Origin of the sequence: Gordonia sihwensis (genome assembly GCF_029632925.1) — a bacterium.
GTDB lineage: Bacteria > Actinomycetota > Actinomycetes > Mycobacteriales > Mycobacteriaceae > Gordonia > Gordonia sihwensis.
Genome location: NZ_CP121248.1, coordinates 1,794,669 through 1,811,933, shown reverse-complemented (window position 1 = coordinate 1,811,933; position 17,265 = coordinate 1,794,669). Strand labels below are relative to the sequence as shown.

The window sequence follows — 17,265 nt, the reverse complement described above, 5'->3', positions numbered from 1 at the left end:
CCCAGGCCAGTCGAGAAAGCCAAGAGAGCGAAGCGACACGGCGCATCGAGACACACGCACAACCTCGATACGCTCCGTCGCTCCGCTGCTACCCAGGCCAGTCGAGAAAGCCAAGAGAGCGAAGCGACACGGCGCATCGAGACACACGCACGCAATCTCGATACGCTCCGTCGCTGCGCTCCTCCGCTACTCGATGACCCTGTTATCCAGGCCGGTCGAGAAAGCCAAGAGAGCGAAGCGACACGGCGCATCGAGACACACGCACGCAATCTCGATACGCTCCGTCGCTGCGCTCCTCCGCTACTCGATAACCCTGTTATCCAGGCCCGTCGAGAAAGCCAAGAGAGCGAAGCGACACGGCGCATCGAGACACACGCACGCAATCTCGATACGCTCCGTCGCTCCGCTCCTCCGCTACTCGATGACCCTGAAGAGGCAGATAGCCCTGAACCAGGCCCGTCGCGCCCTCCGAACCCTCAAGGGGCGCGGGTCAGGCGGCGGACGTCACGCGGTAGACGTCGTAGACGCCCTCGACGTTGCGGACCACGTTCAGCACGTGGCCGAGATGCTTGGGGTCGCCCATCTCGAATGTGAACTTGCTGACCGCGACACGATCACGGTTGGTGGTGAGCGAGGCGGAGAGGATGTTGACGCGCTCGTCGGCGAGGACGCGGGTCACGTCGGAGAGCAGCCGGTGCCGATCGAGAGCCTCCACCTGGATCGCGACCAGGAACACCGAGGACGGGTTGGGCGCCCAACTCACCGGGACCAGGCGTTCGGGCTGCGACCGCAGGTCGTCGGCATTGGTGCAGTCGGAGCGGTGCACGCTGACGCCGCCGCCCCGGGTCACGAAGCCCAGGATCTCGTCGCCCGGCACCGGGGTGCAGCATTTGGCGAGCTTGACCAGCACGTTGTCGACGCCCTCGACCACGACGCCGCTGTCACCGCTCTGCCTGCTGCGGGTCGGCGACGACGGAGTGGCCCGATTGGCGATCTCCTCTTCGGCCGCGTCGACGCCGCCGAGCATCGCCACCAGCCGATGCACCACCCGTCCCGCGGGCACATGACCCTCTCCGACCGCCGTGTACAGCGCATCGACGTCGTTGAAGCCGAACTCCTTGGCCAGCGCGTTGATCGACTCGCCCGAGACCAGCCGGTGCACGGGCAGACCGCCGCGGCGGACCTCCTTGACGATCGCGTCCTTGCCGGCTTCGAGTGCCTCCTCGCGGCGCTCCTTGGCGAACCATTGGCGGATCTTGGCCTTGGCGCGGGGCGAGACGACGAAGTTCTGCCAGTCCTTGCTGGGTCCGGCGTTCTCGGCCTTGGACGTGAACACCTCCACCACTTCGCCGTTCTCCAGCGCCCGCTCCAGCGCCACCAGTCGCCCGTTCACGCGGGCTCCGATGCACCGGTGGCCGACCTCGGTGTGGACCGCGTACGCGAAGTCGATGGGCGTCGACCCCGCGGGGAGCGTGATCACGTCGCCCTTCGGGGTGAAGACGAAGATCTCCTTCACCGCGAGGTCGTAGCGCAGGGACTCGAGGAACTCCCCCGGGTCGGCCGCCTCCCGCTGCCAGTCGAGCAACTGCCGCATCCACGCCATGTCGTCGACCTCGGCGATGTCGGTCGCCTTGCGCCCCTTGCCCTTCCGGCCCTCCTTGTAGCGCCAGTGCGCGGCGATGCCGAACTCCGCGGTCCGGTGCATCTCGAAGGTGCGGATCTGCACCTCGAGCGGCTTGCCCTCGGGGCCGATCACCGTGGTGTGCAGCGACTGATACACGCCGAAGCTGGGTTGCGCGATGTAGTCCTTGAAGCGACCGGCCATCGGCTGCCAGAGCGAGTGGACCACGCCGATCGCGGCGTAGCAGTCGCGGACCTCGTCGCACAGGATGCGCATGCCGACGAGATCGTGGATGTCGTCGAAGTCCTTGCCCTTGACGATCATCTTCTGATAGATCGACCAGTAGTGCTTCGGCCGGCCTTCGACGGTGGCGGTGATGCGCGAGGCGCCGAGCGCGGTGTTGAGGTCGGAGCGCACGCGCGCGAGATAGGTGTCCCGGCTGGGTGCGCGGTCGGCGACGAGCCGGACGATCTCCTCGTACTTCTTCGGATGCAGAATCGCGAAGGCGAGATCCTCCAGTTCCCACTTCACGGTCGCCATGCCCAGCCGGTGCGCGAGCGGTGCGATCACCTCGAGGGTCTCGCGCGCCTTGCGGGCCTGCTTCTCGGGCGGGAGGAACCGCATGGTGCGCATGTTGTGGAGACGGTCGGCGACTTTGATGACCAGCACCCGCGGGTCACGCGCCATCGCGATGATCATCTTGCGAATGGTCTCGGCCTCCGCCGCACTGCCGAGCGCCACCTTGTCGAGTTTGGTGACGCCGTCGACCAGATGCGCCACTTCGGCGCCGAAGTCCGCCTCGAGCTTCTCCAAGGAGTAGCTGGTGTCCTCGACCGTGTCGTGCAGCAGCGCCGCCACCAGCGTGGTGGTGTCCATGCCCAGGTCGGCGAGGATGGTGGCGACCGCCAGTGGATGCGTGATGTACGGATCACCGGACTTGCGGAACTGGCCCGAGTGGGCCTCCTCCGCCACCGCATAGGCCTGCTGCAGGACGGCGACGTCGGCTTTCGGATACACCTCGCGGTGCAGACTCACGAGCGGTTCCAGGACCGGCGCGACCCCGCTGCGCGGCGGCGCCGTCATCCGCCGTGCCAAACGCGCTCGCACGCGGCGCGAACTCAGCGGTGAACCGTCGTCCGGGCGCTTGGTGTCGGGATCGCTCATAACGCGATGGTACTCAGCCGCGGCAGAGGTTATGCACTCGAACAGCGGGTCCGAGGTCCGCCGCGATCGTGGCCCGGCCGGGCAGATCCGCGAGTTCCATGATCACCGCGATCGCCTCGACCCGCGCGCCGGCGGATTCGAGCAGCCGGGTGGCGGCCACGACCGTGCCCCCGGTCGCCAGGACGTCGTCGACCACGGCGACACGGCGCCCCGTGAAGTCGATCCCCTCGGCCGGCACCTCGAGCCGCGACGTGCCGTATTCGAGCTGGTAGTCGACGCCGATGACCGGCGGCGGCAGCTTGCCCGCCTTACGGACCGCGACGAGACCTGTGCCCAGTTCGCGGGCCACGGCACCGCCGACGAGGAAGCCTCGCGCGTCGATGCCCGCGATGAGGTCGGCCCCCGCGCAGGCCTGGGCGAGTGCGCCGGTCACCGCGGCGAACGCCGCCGCATCGGCGAGAACGGGCGTCAGATCTTTGAATTCGACACCGGGCGAAGGGAAGTCGGCGACGAGCCGGGCATGCTGCTCGATCGCGGCCTGCGCCAGGCCCCGCAGGTCGGACGAGCGTTCGGTGAGGCTCACCCCGACACGCCCCAGCGGTCCATGTTCCAGCCGGTGCCCGACACGCCGAGCCCGGGGACCACATGCGTGACCGACGACGATTCCCGTGCGCGGACGGTGCCGAACAGCGGAACCGTCGGCAGCTCGTCCCACGCCGCCGTCTCGATCGTCCGCAGCAGCGGTAGCCGGGCGCTGTCGCTGCGCGTCGCCGCCAGCTCGGTGATCGCGTCGCTGACCTGCTTGTTACGGAAACCCGACAGGTTCAGCGGGTCGCCGCCGAAGAGTGCGTACGCCTCGGGGAAGCCCGATGCGGTGCTCGACGCGGCGAAGCTCCCGTCCGAGAGCAGCAGCGCGTCGACGTCCTTGCCGAGCGCGGTCACCGACAGATCGGGCGAGGCGACGTCCTCCACGGTGAAACCCGCGGGAGTGCAGGCGTCGGCGATCATCCGGACCGCGTCGGCGTTCTCCTGCGACTTCGCGAGGTATCCGATCCGGATCCGGGGTTTCGCGCGCGCCCCGTTCTCTCCGATCACACGCTGGGCCAGCAGTTCCTTGGCTCGCGGCACGTCCGACCGCGGGTACCGGCGGCCGTACTGGACGTTCAGCGACGGTCCCAGAGGATCCGCGGGTGAGGCGGTGCGCAGATTCCACACCACGCCGTTGGTGCCGAAGCGGCGGGCGAGAGCGTCGCGCGGCATGCACGACGCCAGTGCCTTGCGTACCAGCGGATCGGCCGCGGCCCCCTTGCCGGCGAACACCAGCTGCGTCACCGACAGCGGAGCCGGTTCGCGCAACGTCGATCGGTCGACGGGGGTGGTGGGCGCGGCGCGTCCGGACACCCGATCGCCGAGCGCGAGGTCGGCGGTGTCGATGACGGTGGACCGGGAACCGTCGAGGGCGGCTTCGCCGTCGGTGCCCCGCGGCCAGACGGTGATGGTCTGCGCCGCCGGGCGCGCGCCCCACCACTTGTCGTTCGCGACCAGCTTGAGACCGCCGTCGACGGTGTACGAGTCGATGCGATACGGACCGGCGGACGGGAACCGGTCGGCCTCGACCGCGGCTCCCGGCCGAAGGTCGAAACCGGTGTTCCACGCCTTCGCGATCTTGGCGATCGCGGTCCGGTCGCCCGAACGGATCGGGTCGACCACGTTGGGCACGCCCGCCAGCCGCGCCACGACGTGCGCGGGCAGCAGCGTTCCGGAACCGAAGAGCTCGTTCCACTGGCCGTAGGCGCTGCCGCGTTTGAAGACCACGGTGGCGGTCCGGGCGCCCGGTGTGCATTCCACACGCGCGATGTCGCGGTAGCCCGCGTTGGTGGCGGCGTCGAAACCCGGTACCGAGCCGCCCATCGCGGTCGCCGCCAGGAACAGATCGTCGCAGCTGAGCGCGGTGCCGTCGGAGTAGACCGCGGCGGGTGTGAAGTCGTAGCGCAGAGTCAGGGCCTCGCCCTGTTCCTGCGAGACGGTGCCCACGTCCCGATCGGCGAGGATCTGGCCCTCCGGGCCGACGATGGAGAAGCCCGGGAGCACGCGGGTCAGCGCCATCAGGGCACCGTCGGCATGCGCGTCGACGGTGTTGACGTTGTACGACGACACCCGTGCGTCGATGAGGTAGTCCACGTCCGACCGCTTCTCGCCGCCGCACGCGACGAGTGCTCCACCCGCGGCCGCACCGACCGCGAGCAGAGCTGCGGCACGGCGCAGCCGCGGGTGAATCATGCTGAGACCTTCTCTCGGCGGGCGAGGACCTTGGCCGTGTGCCGCTTGATGTCGGTCGATCGTTCCTTCATCGTCACCAGCAGCGGCGAGGCGAGGAAGACCGAGGAGAAGGTGCCGACGACCACGCCGACGAGCTGGATCAGCGCCAGATCCTTCAGCGTGCCGACACCGAGCATCCACACGGCGACCACCATCAGCGCGATGATCGGCAGGATCGAGATCACCGTGGTGTTGATCGAGCGCATCAGCGTCTGGTTCACTGCGAGGTTGGTCTGCTCGGCGTATGTGCGACGCGTGGTCGCGAGCACCGATCTGGTGTTCTCCTCGACCTTGTCGAAGACCACCACCGTGTCGTAGACGGAGAAGCCGAGAATCGTCAGCAGGCCGATCACCGTCGCGGGCGTCATCTCCCAACCGACGAGCGAATAGATGCCGGCGGTGACGACGAGGTCGAAGATCAGCGAGGCCATCGCCGCGATCGACATCTCCTTGTCGAATCTGATCGCGATGTAGATGAACGCCACCACCAGGAACACCGCGAGCGCGATCAGCATCTTTCGCGTGATCTCCTTACCCCACGTCGAGCTGACGTCGGAGGAACTCACATCGGCCTGGGTCACCTCCGGCTCGAAGGCCGTGCCGAGCGCGTGCAGGAGCTTGCCGGTCTCCTCGGTCGTGAGCGTCTCGGTGCGCAGCTGGATGGTCGCGGAGTTGCCGCTGCCCGCCTGCTGAACCGACTGCGGGTCCTTGCCGAGGGTGTCGCTGAATACCTTCGACACCTCGCTCGTGGTGACGCCGGCGCGTGCGGGCACCGACACCTGGGTTCCGCCCTCGAAGTCGATGCCGAAGGTGAACCCGCGGATCGCGATCGACAGGATGCAGATCAGCATCATCACGCCGGAGATGACGTACCACATCCGGCGGCGCCGCCCGACGACGTCGAAGGCGCCGGTGCCGGAGTACAGGCGGGAGAGGAAGGACTGGTCCTTGGCCGCGACGTAGTCGGCGTCGGCCCAGTCCGCGGGCGCCGTGCCGGAGCGCGACGTGTCTGAGGTCGTCTTGTCGCTCACTGCGACTCCCCCTCTGATCGATCAGCGGCGGAGCCGGAGGTGCGTGCCGCTGCGCTCGCCTTGCGACGAGCCCGCGCCACCTCCGATACCGCGCCGAGGCCGTTGACGGCCGGTCGGGAAAGGAACTCGTTCCGGCTCGCGAGCACCACCAGCGGGTGCGTCACGAGGAACACGATGACGATGTCGATCAGCGTGGTCAAGCCCAGGGTGAACGCGAATCCGCGCACCGCCCCCACGGCGAGCAGGTAGATGATCGCCGCGCAGATGAAGCTGACCGCGTTGCCGGTCCAGACCGTGCGCCGCGCGCTCTGCCAGCCGCGGGACACCGCCGACCGCACCGTCCGGCCCTCACGCATCTCGTCCTTGATGCGCTCGAAGTAGACCACGAACGAGTCGGCGGTCATGCCGATGCCGATGATCAGACCGGCGATGCCCGCGAGGTCGAGCGTGAAGTCGATCCAGCGGCCCAGCAGCACGATGATGCCGTACACCATCGCACCGGCCAGGATCAGCGACAGCACCGACAGGAAGCCCATCGCGCGGTAGTAGATCAGCGAGTAGATCAGGACCAGGATCAGGCCGACCAGGCCGGCGATCAGGCCGGCCTGCAGCGAGTGCAGTCCGAGGGTCGCCGAGACCGTCTGTGCGTCCGACATCGCGAACGACAGCGGCAGCGAACCGTATTTCAGTGCGTTGGCCAGCTGGTTCGCCTCGTCCTGGGTGAAGGAGCCGCTGATCTCGGTGGTGCCGAGAATCTGCTGGTTGATCGACGGCGCACTCAGCACCCGGGTGTCGAGCGTGACCGCGGTCTGGGTTCCGACGTGCTTGCCCGTGTAGTCGGCCCACGTCTTCTTGCCGTCGCCCTTGAAATCGACGTTGACCGTCCACGCGCCCGTCTGGTTCTGCCCGGCCTTCGCGCTCGCGATATCGCGGCCGTCGATCAGCATCGGCTCGAGCAGGTACACCATCCCGTCCTTGTCACCGCAGGTGACGAGGTACTCGTTCGGCCGGTCGTGGCCCACCAGCGGGTCGTTGGCCGACGCCGAGCAGTCGAGCTTGCCCATCTCCTGTCGGAGCTTGTCGAGGGCGGCCTTGTCGGCGTTCGCCGGGGCCTGCCGCAGGCTGCGCTGCTCGTCGATGGCCGCGGTCTGCTCCTCCGGCGTCATATCGGCGACCTTCTTGGCCGTCGGATCCGGTTTCTGCTTGGTCGCCGGCTGCTGCTCGACGACCGGACGAATGTAAAGCCGCGCGGTCTGACCGAGCGCACGAGCCTGTTTGCCGTCGTCACCCGGCACGGTGATGACGATGGTGCTGCCGTTGACGACGACCTCCGAGCCGCCGACGCCGAGGCCGTTGACGCGCTGGTCGATGATCTGGCGCGCCTGGTCGAGCTGTTCGGCCGAGGGCGCCTTGCCGTCGTCGGTGCGAGCGGTCAGCACCACCCGGGTGCCGCCCTGCAGGTCGATGCCGAGTTTGGGCTTCGGGCTTCCGCCGCCCGTGAAGAACACCAGCGCATAGATGATGCCGAGGACGACGAAGAACACCGTGAGCGGCTTCCACGGTGCAACCTCGGGCCGCAGCTTGGTGCCGGCGGCGCGTCGATTGGGTTTAGTCACGTGGGTCGTCTACTTCTCTTCGGGCTTCGCTTCGTTCTTCTCGTCGCGCGATTCGTCGGCCGCCGGCGCGTCCGGAACGATCTCTGATGTCTCGATCGCGGTGGTCTCAAGCGCTGTGGTCTCCACCTCGGGGGCCTCATCGGTGGCCTCGCTCTCCGGCGTCACGACCTCGCGGATGGCCAGCCGGTTCCACTCGGTCACCACACCGGGAGCGAGCTCGAGCTTCACGACGTCGCTGTCACCGTCGCCGGTGTCGACCACGGTGGCGAAGAGACCCGAATGCAGCTGCACGCGCGCACCGGCCTCGAGGGAGTTCTGCATCTCGTTCATAGCGGCCGCACGCTTCTTCTGGTTGCGGATGCTGAAGAACATGAAGCCGGCCATCAAGACCAGCATCAACGGGAGGATCAACGATTCCATGGGGACCAGTGTGCCAGGCCCGCCGGGCGCGAGACTCACAGGTGGCGCTCGCGTCGCGATTCTGATTCACCCTCCGACCGATCGCGTCGCACGACCGCCCGTCCGACGGCGTGACGTGCGTCAGTCGAAGAGGGTTCCGGTGCCGTCCTCGCGCACGCGGACCCCGAGCACTCGGTCCATCGCACCCGCCGGCGGCTGAAGACCCAGGTGATGCCAGGCCGCCGCGGTGGCGACACGGCCTCGCGGAGTCCGCGCGATCATTCCGGCGCGCACCAGGAACGGCTCGCACACCTCTTCCACCGTGGCCGGTTCCTCGCCGACGGCCACGGCGAGGGTCGAGACGCCCACCGGCCCCCCGCCGAAGCCGCGCACGAGAGCGCCGAGGACCGCGCGATCGAGCCGATCCAGTCCCAGTTCGTCCACGTCGTACACCGCCAGCGCCGCGCGCGCGGCCGACAGGTCGACGCGGCCGTCGCCGCGCACCTCCGCGTAGTCCCGCACTCTCCGCAGGAGCCGATTCGCGATCCGGGGTGTTCCGCGCGAGCGTCCGGCGACCTCGGCCGCGGCCTCCGGTTCGATGGCGATCCCGAGGATCGCCGCCGACCGCTGCAGCACCCGGACCAGCTCGCCGGTCTCGTAGAACTCCATGTGCGCGGTGAATCCGAACCGGTCGCGCAGCGGGCCGGTCAGTGCGCCGGATCGCGTGGTGGCGCCCACCAGGGTGAACGGCGCCACCTCCAGCGGGATGGACGTGGCGCCCGGGCCCTTGCCCACGACGACGTCGACGCGGAAGTCCTCCATCGCCAGGTACAGCATCTCCTCGGCGGGCCGGGCGATGCGATGGATCTCGTCGATGAACAGCACATCGCCCTCGACGAGATTCGACAGCATCGCCGCCAGATCGCCCGCCCGCTCCAGCGCGGGGCCCGAGGTGATGCGGATCGCCGCCCCCATCTCGCCGGCGATGATCATCGCCAGCGACGTCTTGCCCAGCCCGGGAGGCCCCGACAGCAGGATGTGATCGGGCGTGCGGCCCCGCGCCCGCGCCGCGTGCAGCACCAGTTCGAGCTGTTCGCGGACGCGCGGCTGCCCGATGAAGTCGGTCAGGCTCGACGGCCGCAGACTCGCGTCGAGGTCACCGTCGCCCGCGATGGGACCGGCCGCCAGGAAGTCTTCCTCCGGATTCATCGACGCGGCCCGAGGGCGGTGAGCGCGGCGCGAAGGAGAGCCGACGAGTCGGCGTCGGCGTTGTCGGCGAGTACCGCGGCGACGGCCTTCTGCGCGGCGCCCTCGGTAAAGCCGAGGCCGACGAGAGCCTCGGTGACCTGGGCGCCGGCTCCGGCAGGCACCGAGACTCCCGCCTGCGACGACGCCGGTCCGGCGGTCACCTTGTCGCGCAGCTCCACCACCAGCCGTTCAGCCACCCGCTTGCCGATCCCCGGAACCGCCGTGAGCGCCTTCGCATCCGAATCGGCCAGCGCACGCCGCAGGGTGTCCGGCTCGAGGACCGCCAGCGTCGCCATCGCCAGACGCGGACCGACGCCGGTCACCGTCTGCAGCAACCCGAACAGGTCGCGCGCCTCGGGATCGGTGAAGCCGTACAGCGTCATCGAGTCCTCGCGCACCATCATGGCGGTGAGGAGCCGCACTGTGGTCCCCCGCTTGAGCGACCCGAGAGTCGGAGGAGTCGCCAAGACGCGATAACCGACTCCGGCGCATTCGATCACAGCGTGATCGAGCGCGATGTCGATGACCTCGCCGGACACGGACGCGATCACGACGCCGCCTCTCCACCCAGCACAGCGCGGGCCTCCTCCTGTGCCGCCTTGAGACGGGCGCGATGACGGTTCTGCGCCTCGCGCGCCCGCTTGGCGGCCTCTTCCATGCGATCGTTGACCGGACCGCGCCAGCAGTGACAGATGGCCAGCGCGAGCGCGTCGGCCGCGTCGGCCGGCTTCGGCGGCGTCTGCATTCCGAGAATCCGCGTGACCATCGCCGTCACCTGCGCCTTGTCCGCCCGGCCGGAGCCGGTGACAGCGGCCTTCACCTCGCTCGGCGTGTGGAACCGCACCGGGATTCCGCGTTGCGCCGCGGCCAGCGCGATCACGCCCGCCGCCTGTGCCGTACCCATCGCCGTGCTCACCTGGCGTTGCGCGAAGACCCGCTCGATCGCCACGACGTCGGGTCCGTGCGTGTCGATCCAGTGGACGGCGCCCACGTGGATCGCAAGCAGCCGTTCGGCCAGCTCCATGTCGGCCGGGGTGCGGACCACGTCGACGTCGAGCGCGGTGACTCTGCGGCCGGTTCCCGCCTCCACCAACGCGATTCCGCATCGGGTGAGGCCGGGGTCGACGCCCATGACTCGCACTCGCGCCTCACTTCCCGATCAAGGCCGTCGTCGCACCCGATCGGCACGACGACGGCATCCTCCGCTGCCTCGCAGCGGTAAGAACACTTGTTCGAGACTCTATCAGTCGTTCTCGAGCTCGGCGAGCACCTCGTCGCTGATGTCGACATTGCTGTAGACGTTCTGAACGTCGTCGGAGTCCTCCAGCGCATCGATCAGCTTCATCACCTTGCGCGCACCCTCGGCGTCGACGGCCACCTCGACCGACGCGCGGAAGTCCGGCTCGGCCGAGTCGTAGTCGATTCCCGCCTCCTGGAGCGCCGTGCGCACGGCGACCAGATCACCGGGTTCGCTGACGATCTCGAAGGAATCACCCAGATCGGTGACCTCCTCGGCACCCGCGTCCAGCACGGCCATCAGCACGTCGTCCTCGGTCTGATCGCCCTTCTCCAACGTCACCACGCCCTTGCGGGTGAACAGGTACGACACCGAGCCCGGGTCGGCCATGTTGCCGCCGTTGCGGGTCATCGCCACCCGGACCTCGGTCGCGGCACGGTTGCGGTTGTCGGTCAGGCACTCGATCAGGATGGCGACGCCGTTGGGGCCGTAGCCCTCGTAGGTGATGTTCTGCCAGTCGGCGCCGCCGCCCTCTTCACCGCCGCCGCGCTTGCGTGCTCGCTCGATGTTGTCGTTCGGGACCGACGACTTCTTCGCCTTCTGAATCGCGTCGTACAGCGTCGGATTGCCTGCCGGATCACTACCACCCGTACGAGCCGCCACCTCGATGTTCTTGATCAGCTTGGCGAACATCTTGCCGCGCTTGGCGTCGATGACAGCCTTCTTGTGCTTGGTGGTGGCCCATTTGGAGTGGCCGCTCATTGTGGTGTTCCCTTCGTGAAAAGTCAGCGATGCCTGTCAGGGCACGGGCAGATTCTACGCTGTGGCAACCATATCGACGAAGAACTCGTGCACGCGCACGTCGCCGGTGACCTCCGGATGAAACGACGTGGCCAGCACATTTCCCTGCCGTACGGCGACGACACGCCCCGCCGCGGGCCCGCGGTCCACCGTCGCCAGGACCTGCACTCCCGGCCCGGTCTCCTCCACCCACGGCGCCCGGATGAACACCGCGCGCACCGGACGCGCCCCCGGTCGGTCGGTGATGCCGGCGAAGCTCAGATCGGTCTCGAACGATTCCACCTGACGCCCGAACGCATTGCGCCGCACCGTCACATCCAGTGCGTCGAGATGCCGGGCGTCCGGCCGGGTGTCGAGGATCTTCGACGCCAGCATGATCATCCCCGCGCATGAGCCGTACGCGGGCAGCCCGTCGCGCAACCGCTTCACCAGCGGGTCGTAGAGCTCGAACACACCGAGCAGCCGGCTCATCGCCGTCGATTCGCCGCCGGGGATCACCAGGCCGTCCACCGCGTCGAGCTCCGATTCCCGGCGCACCGGCACCGCCTCGGCACCGCACGCGGCCAGCGCCGCCACGTGCTCGCGGACATCGCCCTGCAGAGCGAGCACACCGATCCGCACGCTCACCGGTCCTGCCTCATGATCGACGCGGCCGAGTCGGTAGCGACCGACCTGGTCAGTCCCTCCTGGGTCACCGCGGCCACCATCCGGCCGGAGCGGTCGAAGATCCGGCCCTGGGTCAGGGCCCGCCCGCCGCCCGCCGACGGCGAGGTCTGGTCGTACAGCAGCCAGTCGTCGGCCCGGAACGGCCGGAGGAACCACATCGCGTGATCGAGCGAGGCCGTCTGCGCCTTCGCCCCCGGGTGCACCGTCATCGACGACCCCAGCAGCGTCATGTCACTCATGTACGCCAGAGTGCACACGTGCAGCAGATGGTCGTCCGGCAACGGGAGCCGGTACTTGAACCAGACCCGCTGTTGTGCGGCCAGCCCCGGATACCTGGAGGTCTCCGCCTGACCGACGATCCGGATGTCGAAGTTCGCCCACTCCTCCAGCAGCGCCCTCTGACTGTCGTCCGCCGACTCGCGGCCCGGCAGCGACTCCGGGTCCGGCACCTCGGGCATCCGATCCTGGTGCTCGATGCCCTCGTCGTGGGTCACATGGAACGACGCCGACATCGAGAAGATCGCCTCGCCGTCCTGCACGCCGGTCACCCGCCGGGTCACGAACGAACGCCCGTCGCGGATGCGGTCGACCATGAACACCGCGGGCTCGTCCGGCCTTCCCGGCCGGAGGAAATAGCCGTGCAGCGAGTGGACGGCGAACTCCCGGTCCACTGTCCGGGTCGCGGCCACCAGGGCCTGCCCGGCCACCTGACCGCCGAACGTCCTGCGCAGTTGGCTCGGGAAGGAACCGCCGCGATAGATGTCGTTGTCGATCCGCTCCACGGCCAGAATCTCTTCAATGCTCGCCACCCGGCGATTATCGCACCAGCTGCCGAGACCCGCGCACACCGCTCCACGCACTCCGCTCCGCTCCCGGCGTCGGCAACCCCTCGGTAGGGTCAGGGCATGAGCCCCGAGACGAGTTCTGCAGACGCAGGCACCGACGACACCGGAGCGGATCTGGCCGCCCGGTTGCGCACCGTCCTCGACGGGCGGTGGGCCGCCACCCGCGACACCGTGCGCGACCACATCCAGACTCACGCACTGCTCCCTCAGTCCGGACTGTCCCTCGACGACTATCGCGCCCGCGTGCTCGGCCAGATGAAGGAGATGGTCGCCCTCGGTTTCCCCGCTGCCGGCTTCCGGGCCGAGCACGGCGGCACCGGTGACGTGGGCGCAGCCGTCACCGCCATCGAGACCATCGGCTACGGCGACCTCTCACTGATGGTCAAGGCCGGCGTCCAATGGGGCCTGTTCGGCGGAGCCATCGAGAACCTCGGCACCGCACGCCACCACGACGAATACGTCCGCGGCCTCATCGACCTCGACGTACTCGGCTGTTTCGCGATGACGGAGACCGGCCACGGATCCAACGTCCAGCACTTGGAGACCACCGCCACCTATCGACCCGACACCGAAGAGTTCGAAATCCATTCGCCGACGCCGAACTCGCGCAAGGACTACATCGGCGGGGCCGCCGCCCACGCCCGCTACGCCGCGGTCTTCGCACAGCTCGTCACCGGCGGGCCGGGCGAGGAACCGGTCGGCCGCGGCGTCCACTGCTTCGTGGTGCCGATCCGGGACGCCGACGGCGCCGACCTCCCCGGCGTCACCACCTCCGACTGCGGCTACAAGGGCGGTCTCCCCGGAGTGGACAACGGCCGGATCTCCTTCGACCACGTCCGTGTCCCGCGCGCCAACCTGCTCAACCGGTACGGCGACGTGGCCGCCGACGGCACGTACTCCAGCCCCATCGAGTCCGACAACCGCCGGTTCTTCACCATGCTCGGCACCCTGGTCCGCGGCCGCGTCACCGTAGGCGCCTCGGCCGGTGCCGCGGGACGCTTCGGCCTGGCCCTCGCGGTGAACTACGCCCTGGTCCGCCGACAGTTTCAGGCGCCCGGCGGCGACGGCGAACTACTGCTGATGGACTACCGCACACACCAGCGACGGCTTCTCCCCCTGGTGGCGCGCGCATACGCCTTCGCACTCGCACAGAACGAGGTCACCGCCGAACTCCACGACTTGCAGACCGCGGACCCGGACACCGTCGACCCGGCCGACATGCGCCGTCTGGAGACCAAGGCCGCCGCCATCAAAGCCGGTCACACGGCGCTGGCCCAGCGCGCGATCTCCGAGGCGCGCGAAGCCTGCGGTGGCGCCGGGTACCTGTCGGAGAATCTGCTGCCCCTGCTCCGCGGCGACATCGACGTCTTCACCACCTTCGAGGGCGACAACCTGGTACTCACGCAACTCGTCGCCAAGCAGCAGCTCACCTCGTACGCGGACGACATCCGCGACCTCGACCCCGTGGGATGGGTGAGGTTCGTCGCCAACATGGCAGGCAGCGTCGCGCTGGAGAAGACCGCGGCGCGGCAGGTGGTGCAGACCCTGCTCGACGGCTCCGACGGAGACCCCGAGAACAGCGCCCTCACACACCCCGGAACTCAGCTCAGGCTGCTCCGCAACCGGGAGGATCACCTCACCCGGACGGTCGCGGGACGGCTGGGACGCGCCCGCGAGGACGACGCCGATCCGGTAGCGGTCTTCACCGACACCCAGGATCACCTGATCAAGGTCGGGCAGGCGCACATCGAGCGGATCGTTCTCGAGACCTTCGTCGAGGTGATCGGACGAGTCCAGGACCGCGAGACCCGCCGGTTGCTCAAGCGGGTCCGCGACCTGTTCGTCTACTCGGTCCTCGAAGAGGACCTGTCGTGGTTCCTCATGCACCGGCACATCAGCGTGGAACGCGCCAAGGCCGTCCGTCGCGGCGTCAACGAACTCTGCGCCGACCTGCGGCCGCACGCTCAGACGCTCGTCGACGCCTTCGGCGTGCCGCCGGTCGGTCTCGACGTGCCGATGCTGCGGCACCGGTAGGACCGGCAGGTTCACCGGCGACTGGCCGGGCCTCAGAGCTCGTCGATGTCGACGATGTCGTCCTGAATCGCACGGGCGACGAGCGCGGCCTTGGTGGAGGCCGGACGGCCGAGTTCGGCGTACTTGGCCCGGATGCGGGTCAGATGGGTGTTGACCGTGCCGAGCGAGATGTACAGCGCCTCGGCGACCGCAGGCTTCGAATCGAGCATCAGCCAGGTGCGCAGCACCTCCACCTCCCGATCGGTGAGCGTCGGCTGCGGCAGCCGCGCCGCCGGAACCGCCGCGTCGGCCTGCCGGCCCGCAGCGGCGGGAGCGGGCGCGGCGTACAGCGGGCGGCCGGGCAACGGCATCACCCGGGCGCTGAGCCGGGCGAGCGCCTCCCGGCGACGACGGTCGACGGCCGACGCGGCGCCGCTGCTCGCCGAACCCGGTCCGCGTGAGTGGCGGGTGCGTGCGGCCTCGCGGGCGGCGGGGGCGGCGGCAGGAGCGGCGGCGATTGCGGTGACGGTCATCTCGAATTCCCTTTCTCGGCGCTGGAACTCACTGTTCCGCGGCTGTTGAAGAGAACGCTATGGGGCTCGGCCAGATCCGTCGATGGGGAGAACTCCCCATGCCATCACTGCTGGTCAGAGGCCTGATTGCGCGCGTACTCCGCGTCGAGGAGCGGGAGATCCTCACGACTGATGACCCGGGTCGAGAGAGCGTACTCGACGAGCCGCAACCTGCGGTTGGTCGCCAGCTTGCCCCCGCCCGCCCGCATGCCGCTCACACCGATCATGTCGAGCTTGTCGCACACGTTGTCGAGCTTGCGGTTGAACTTCGTCAGCGGCCAACCCAAGCGTGCCGCGGCCTGCGCCGAACTCGGGATGGCGCTGGCACCGGTACCGTCGCGCTTCAGGATCGCCTCGGCCAGCACCAGGATCGCCAGCCGCTGGCTCTCGGTGAGATTCGGCACCCCGCGCGTGGTGTCACCGCCCACCAGGGTCTCCACGGTGGGTGCGGAGACGTCGGGCGAGCCCGCCTGCACCTGTACCTCGTAGGTGGTCGGGCCGGCGGTGAAGACGATGCTGGTGCGACCGAACACGAGCGGCATCCGCGCGCCCGGACCGAGCGTCGCGGTGAAGCCGAGGTCGGCGGCGGTCACCGTCGCGGACAGATGCGTCCCGAGATTCGTCAGCCACCACATGCCGTTCTCGTCGTGCAGCACGAGGAACCGGCGGTGCAGATAGGGGTTGTCGTCGACGGTCAGCGTGGCCTCACGGCCGATGTAGAACGGTGCTCCGGGAAGCACGGGCATCCGCTCGCCGCAGTACTCGACGAAGGTGGTGCTCGCTTCCGGTCGCACCGTCACTGGCTCGCAGTCGCGTTCGGGTCCGGTTCGGCGGCGGCGGACGGCAGTGTCGCCGACAGGACCACCACCGTGACATTGTCGTGCGCCCCCGACTCCAGGGCGGCCTCGACCAGAGCCGCGGCGGCGACCTCGTTGTCGGGCGAGGCCTCCAGGATCACGGCGATCTCGTCGTCGCTCAACTCGCCGTCGAGCCCGTCCGAGCACAGCAGCACCACGTCGCCGTCGGCTGCGGCGAAGGCGAAGTAATCGGCGACGGGAACGGTCATGCCCGCACCGAGCGCACGAGTGATGACATTCCGGCGCGGGTCGACACGGGCCTGTTCGGACGTCAGATATCCGGCGGCGACGAGTTCCTGCACTTGGGAGTGATCGACGCTCACCTGGCGCAGCTCGCCCGCCGAGTACAGATAGGTGCGCGAATCACCGATGTTGAACGCGACCCAGTTCGGAACACCGTCCTCGATCGCCAGAACGACGCCGGTGGCTGTGGTGCCCGCGCGCCGGCCGGTCTCAGTGCCGAACTCACCGATCCGCTCCTGCGCCTTCTCCAGCAACTCGGCGATGTCCCGCCGCGTGTCGGCGGAACTCTCCCCCACCGGTGCCTGTGCCAGAGTCAGCAGCGCCGCCTCGCTCGCCAGCTCGCCGCTGTCATGGCCGCCCATGCCGTCGGCGACGATGTACCGTCCGGGAACGGCCAGCGCGGCGTCTTCGTTGGCTTCGCGAACCCGACCGACATGGCAGACGACCGCCCAGTCGACGACCACGTCTCCGACCTCGTCCCGGCCGGTGAGCGCGTCGTCGCGCAGAATCCTCGGTTCGTCCATCGTCTCCCCTGCGATCTGTAGTCCTGCGATCGTGGCGCCGGCGACAGCTGCAGCAGGTTACGTCGCCCACGCGAGTGTACTTCTACCACAGCGTCAACGCCGCGATACC

16 protein-coding genes are annotated in these 17,265 nt (G+C 68.8%); 1 reads left to right on the top strand and 15 read right to left on the bottom strand.

Annotation, left to right across the window (positions count from 1 at the left end; all coding sequences use genetic code 11):
* Positions 1-490: 490 nt before the first annotated feature.
* The 12 genes from P5P27_RS08740 to tesB form a co-directional block, all read right to left on the bottom strand.
* On the bottom strand, positions 491-2,830 hold the full coding sequence (locus P5P27_RS08740) for a RelA/SpoT family protein (RefSeq protein ID WP_372452522.1): 2,340 nt from the start codon (positions 2,828-2,830) through the stop codon (positions 491-493).
* The gene (locus P5P27_RS08735; RefSeq protein WP_006898324.1) at positions 2,799-3,368 is read right to left on the bottom strand and encodes an adenine phosphoribosyltransferase; all 570 of its coding nucleotides are present in this window, start codon (positions 3,366-3,368) and stop codon (positions 2,799-2,801) included. Before P5P27_RS08735 ends, P5P27_RS08740 begins: the two co-directional genes overlap by 32 nt.
* Positions 3,365-5,065, bottom strand: a complete 1,701-nt coding sequence (locus P5P27_RS08730) for an ABC transporter substrate-binding protein (RefSeq protein ID WP_278127268.1) — start codon at positions 5,063-5,065, stop codon at positions 3,365-3,367. The genes P5P27_RS08735 and P5P27_RS08730 overlap by 4 nt, the downstream gene beginning before the upstream one ends.
* Positions 5,062-6,135 carry a protein translocase subunit SecF gene (gene secF, locus P5P27_RS08725; RefSeq protein ID WP_278127267.1) on the bottom strand — a complete coding sequence of 358 codons (1,074 nt, stop codon included), beginning with the start codon at positions 6,133-6,135 and terminating at the stop codon, positions 5,062-5,064. Before secF ends, P5P27_RS08730 begins: the two co-directional genes overlap by 4 nt.
* A complete protein-coding gene (gene secD / locus P5P27_RS08720) occupies positions 6,132-7,751 on the bottom strand; it encodes a protein translocase subunit SecD (protein WP_278127266.1) in 1,620 nt (539 codons plus the stop codon). Before secD ends, secF begins: the two co-directional genes overlap by 4 nt.
* Positions 7,752-7,760: 9 nt before the next feature.
* Positions 7,761-8,171, bottom strand: a complete 411-nt coding sequence (yajC, locus tag P5P27_RS08715; protein WP_045539198.1) for a preprotein translocase subunit YajC — start codon at positions 8,169-8,171, stop codon at positions 7,761-7,763.
* Positions 8,172-8,291: 120 nt separating this feature from the next.
* Positions 8,292-9,359, bottom strand: a complete 1,068-nt coding sequence (gene ruvB, locus P5P27_RS08710) for a Holliday junction branch migration DNA helicase RuvB (protein WP_006898329.1) — start codon at positions 9,357-9,359, stop codon at positions 8,292-8,294.
* Complete coding sequence (ruvA, locus tag P5P27_RS08705; protein WP_006898330.1) at positions 9,356-9,949, bottom strand: Holliday junction branch migration protein RuvA; 594 nt, start codon at positions 9,947-9,949, stop codon at positions 9,356-9,358. Before ruvA ends, ruvB begins: the two co-directional genes overlap by 4 nt.
* Complete coding sequence (gene ruvC, locus P5P27_RS08700; RefSeq protein ID WP_006898331.1) at positions 9,946-10,539, bottom strand: crossover junction endodeoxyribonuclease RuvC; 594 nt, start codon at positions 10,537-10,539, stop codon at positions 9,946-9,948. The genes ruvA and ruvC overlap by 4 nt, the downstream gene beginning before the upstream one ends.
* Before the next feature lie 102 nt (positions 10,540-10,641).
* Complete coding sequence (locus P5P27_RS08695; protein WP_006898332.1) at positions 10,642-11,397, bottom strand: YebC/PmpR family DNA-binding transcriptional regulator; 756 nt, start codon at positions 11,395-11,397, stop codon at positions 10,642-10,644.
* Positions 11,398-11,451: 54 nt separating this feature from the next.
* Entirely contained in the window at positions 11,452-12,063 is a 612-nt protein-coding gene (gene pdxT, locus P5P27_RS08690) for a pyridoxal 5'-phosphate synthase glutaminase subunit PdxT (protein ID WP_045539201.1), read from the bottom strand.
* Positions 12,060-12,911 carry an acyl-CoA thioesterase II gene (gene tesB / locus P5P27_RS08685; protein WP_006898334.1) on the bottom strand — a complete coding sequence of 284 codons (852 nt, stop codon included), beginning with the start codon at positions 12,909-12,911 and terminating at the stop codon, positions 12,060-12,062. The genes pdxT and tesB overlap by 4 nt, the downstream gene beginning before the upstream one ends.
* 96 nt (positions 12,912-13,007) lie before the next feature.
* On the opposite strand from tesB, the gene P5P27_RS08680 reads away from it, so the two are divergent.
* Positions 13,008-14,981 (top strand): acyl-CoA dehydrogenase family protein, encoded by a 1,974-nt coding sequence (locus P5P27_RS08680; protein ID WP_062367996.1) that lies wholly within the window; start codon positions 13,008-13,010, stop codon positions 14,979-14,981.
* A gap of 32 nt (positions 14,982-15,013) precedes the next feature.
* On the opposite strand, the gene P5P27_RS08675 is transcribed toward P5P27_RS08680, so the two are convergent.
* The 3 genes from P5P27_RS08675 to P5P27_RS08665 form a co-directional block, all read right to left on the bottom strand.
* Positions 15,014-15,493: a LuxR C-terminal-related transcriptional regulator gene (locus tag P5P27_RS08675; protein WP_278127265.1), complete on the bottom strand. Its 480-nt coding sequence runs from the start codon at positions 15,491-15,493 to the stop codon at positions 15,014-15,016.
* A 104-nt stretch (positions 15,494-15,597) separates the two neighbouring features.
* Complete coding sequence (locus tag P5P27_RS08670; protein WP_278127264.1) at positions 15,598-16,332, bottom strand: hypothetical protein; 735 nt, start codon at positions 16,330-16,332, stop codon at positions 15,598-15,600.
* Complete coding sequence (locus P5P27_RS08665; RefSeq protein ID WP_006896385.1) at positions 16,329-17,156, bottom strand: PP2C family protein-serine/threonine phosphatase; 828 nt, start codon at positions 17,154-17,156, stop codon at positions 16,329-16,331. Before P5P27_RS08665 ends, P5P27_RS08670 begins: the two co-directional genes overlap by 4 nt.
* Between the last annotated feature and the right edge of the window lie 109 nt (positions 17,157-17,265).

Excerpts from the sequence above, each read along its gene's own strand:
- P5P27_RS08665 (WP_006896385.1), bottom strand. The coding sequence starts at position 17,156 with ATGGACGAACCGAGGATTCTGCGCGACGACGCGCTCACCGGCCGGGAC.
- P5P27_RS08730 (WP_278127268.1), bottom strand. The coding sequence starts at position 5,065 with ATGATTCACCCGCGGCTGCGCCGTGCCGCAGCTCTGCTCGCGGTCGGT.
- yajC (WP_045539198.1), bottom strand. The coding sequence starts at position 8,171 with ATGGAATCGTTGATCCTCCCGTTGATGCTGGTCTTGATGGCCGGCTTC.
- P5P27_RS08680 (WP_062367996.1), top strand. The coding sequence starts at position 13,008 with ATGAGCCCCGAGACGAGTTCTGCAGACGCAGGCACCGACGACACCGGA.
- P5P27_RS08695 (WP_006898332.1), bottom strand. The coding sequence starts at position 11,397 with ATGAGCGGCCACTCCAAATGGGCCACCACCAAGCACAAGAAGGCTGTC.
- ruvB (WP_006898329.1), bottom strand. The coding sequence starts at position 9,359 with ATGAATCCGGAGGAAGACTTCCTGGCGGCCGGTCCCATCGCGGGCGAC.
- P5P27_RS08675 (WP_278127265.1), bottom strand. The coding sequence starts at position 15,493 with ATGACCGTCACCGCAATCGCCGCCGCTCCTGCCGCCGCCCCCGCCGCC.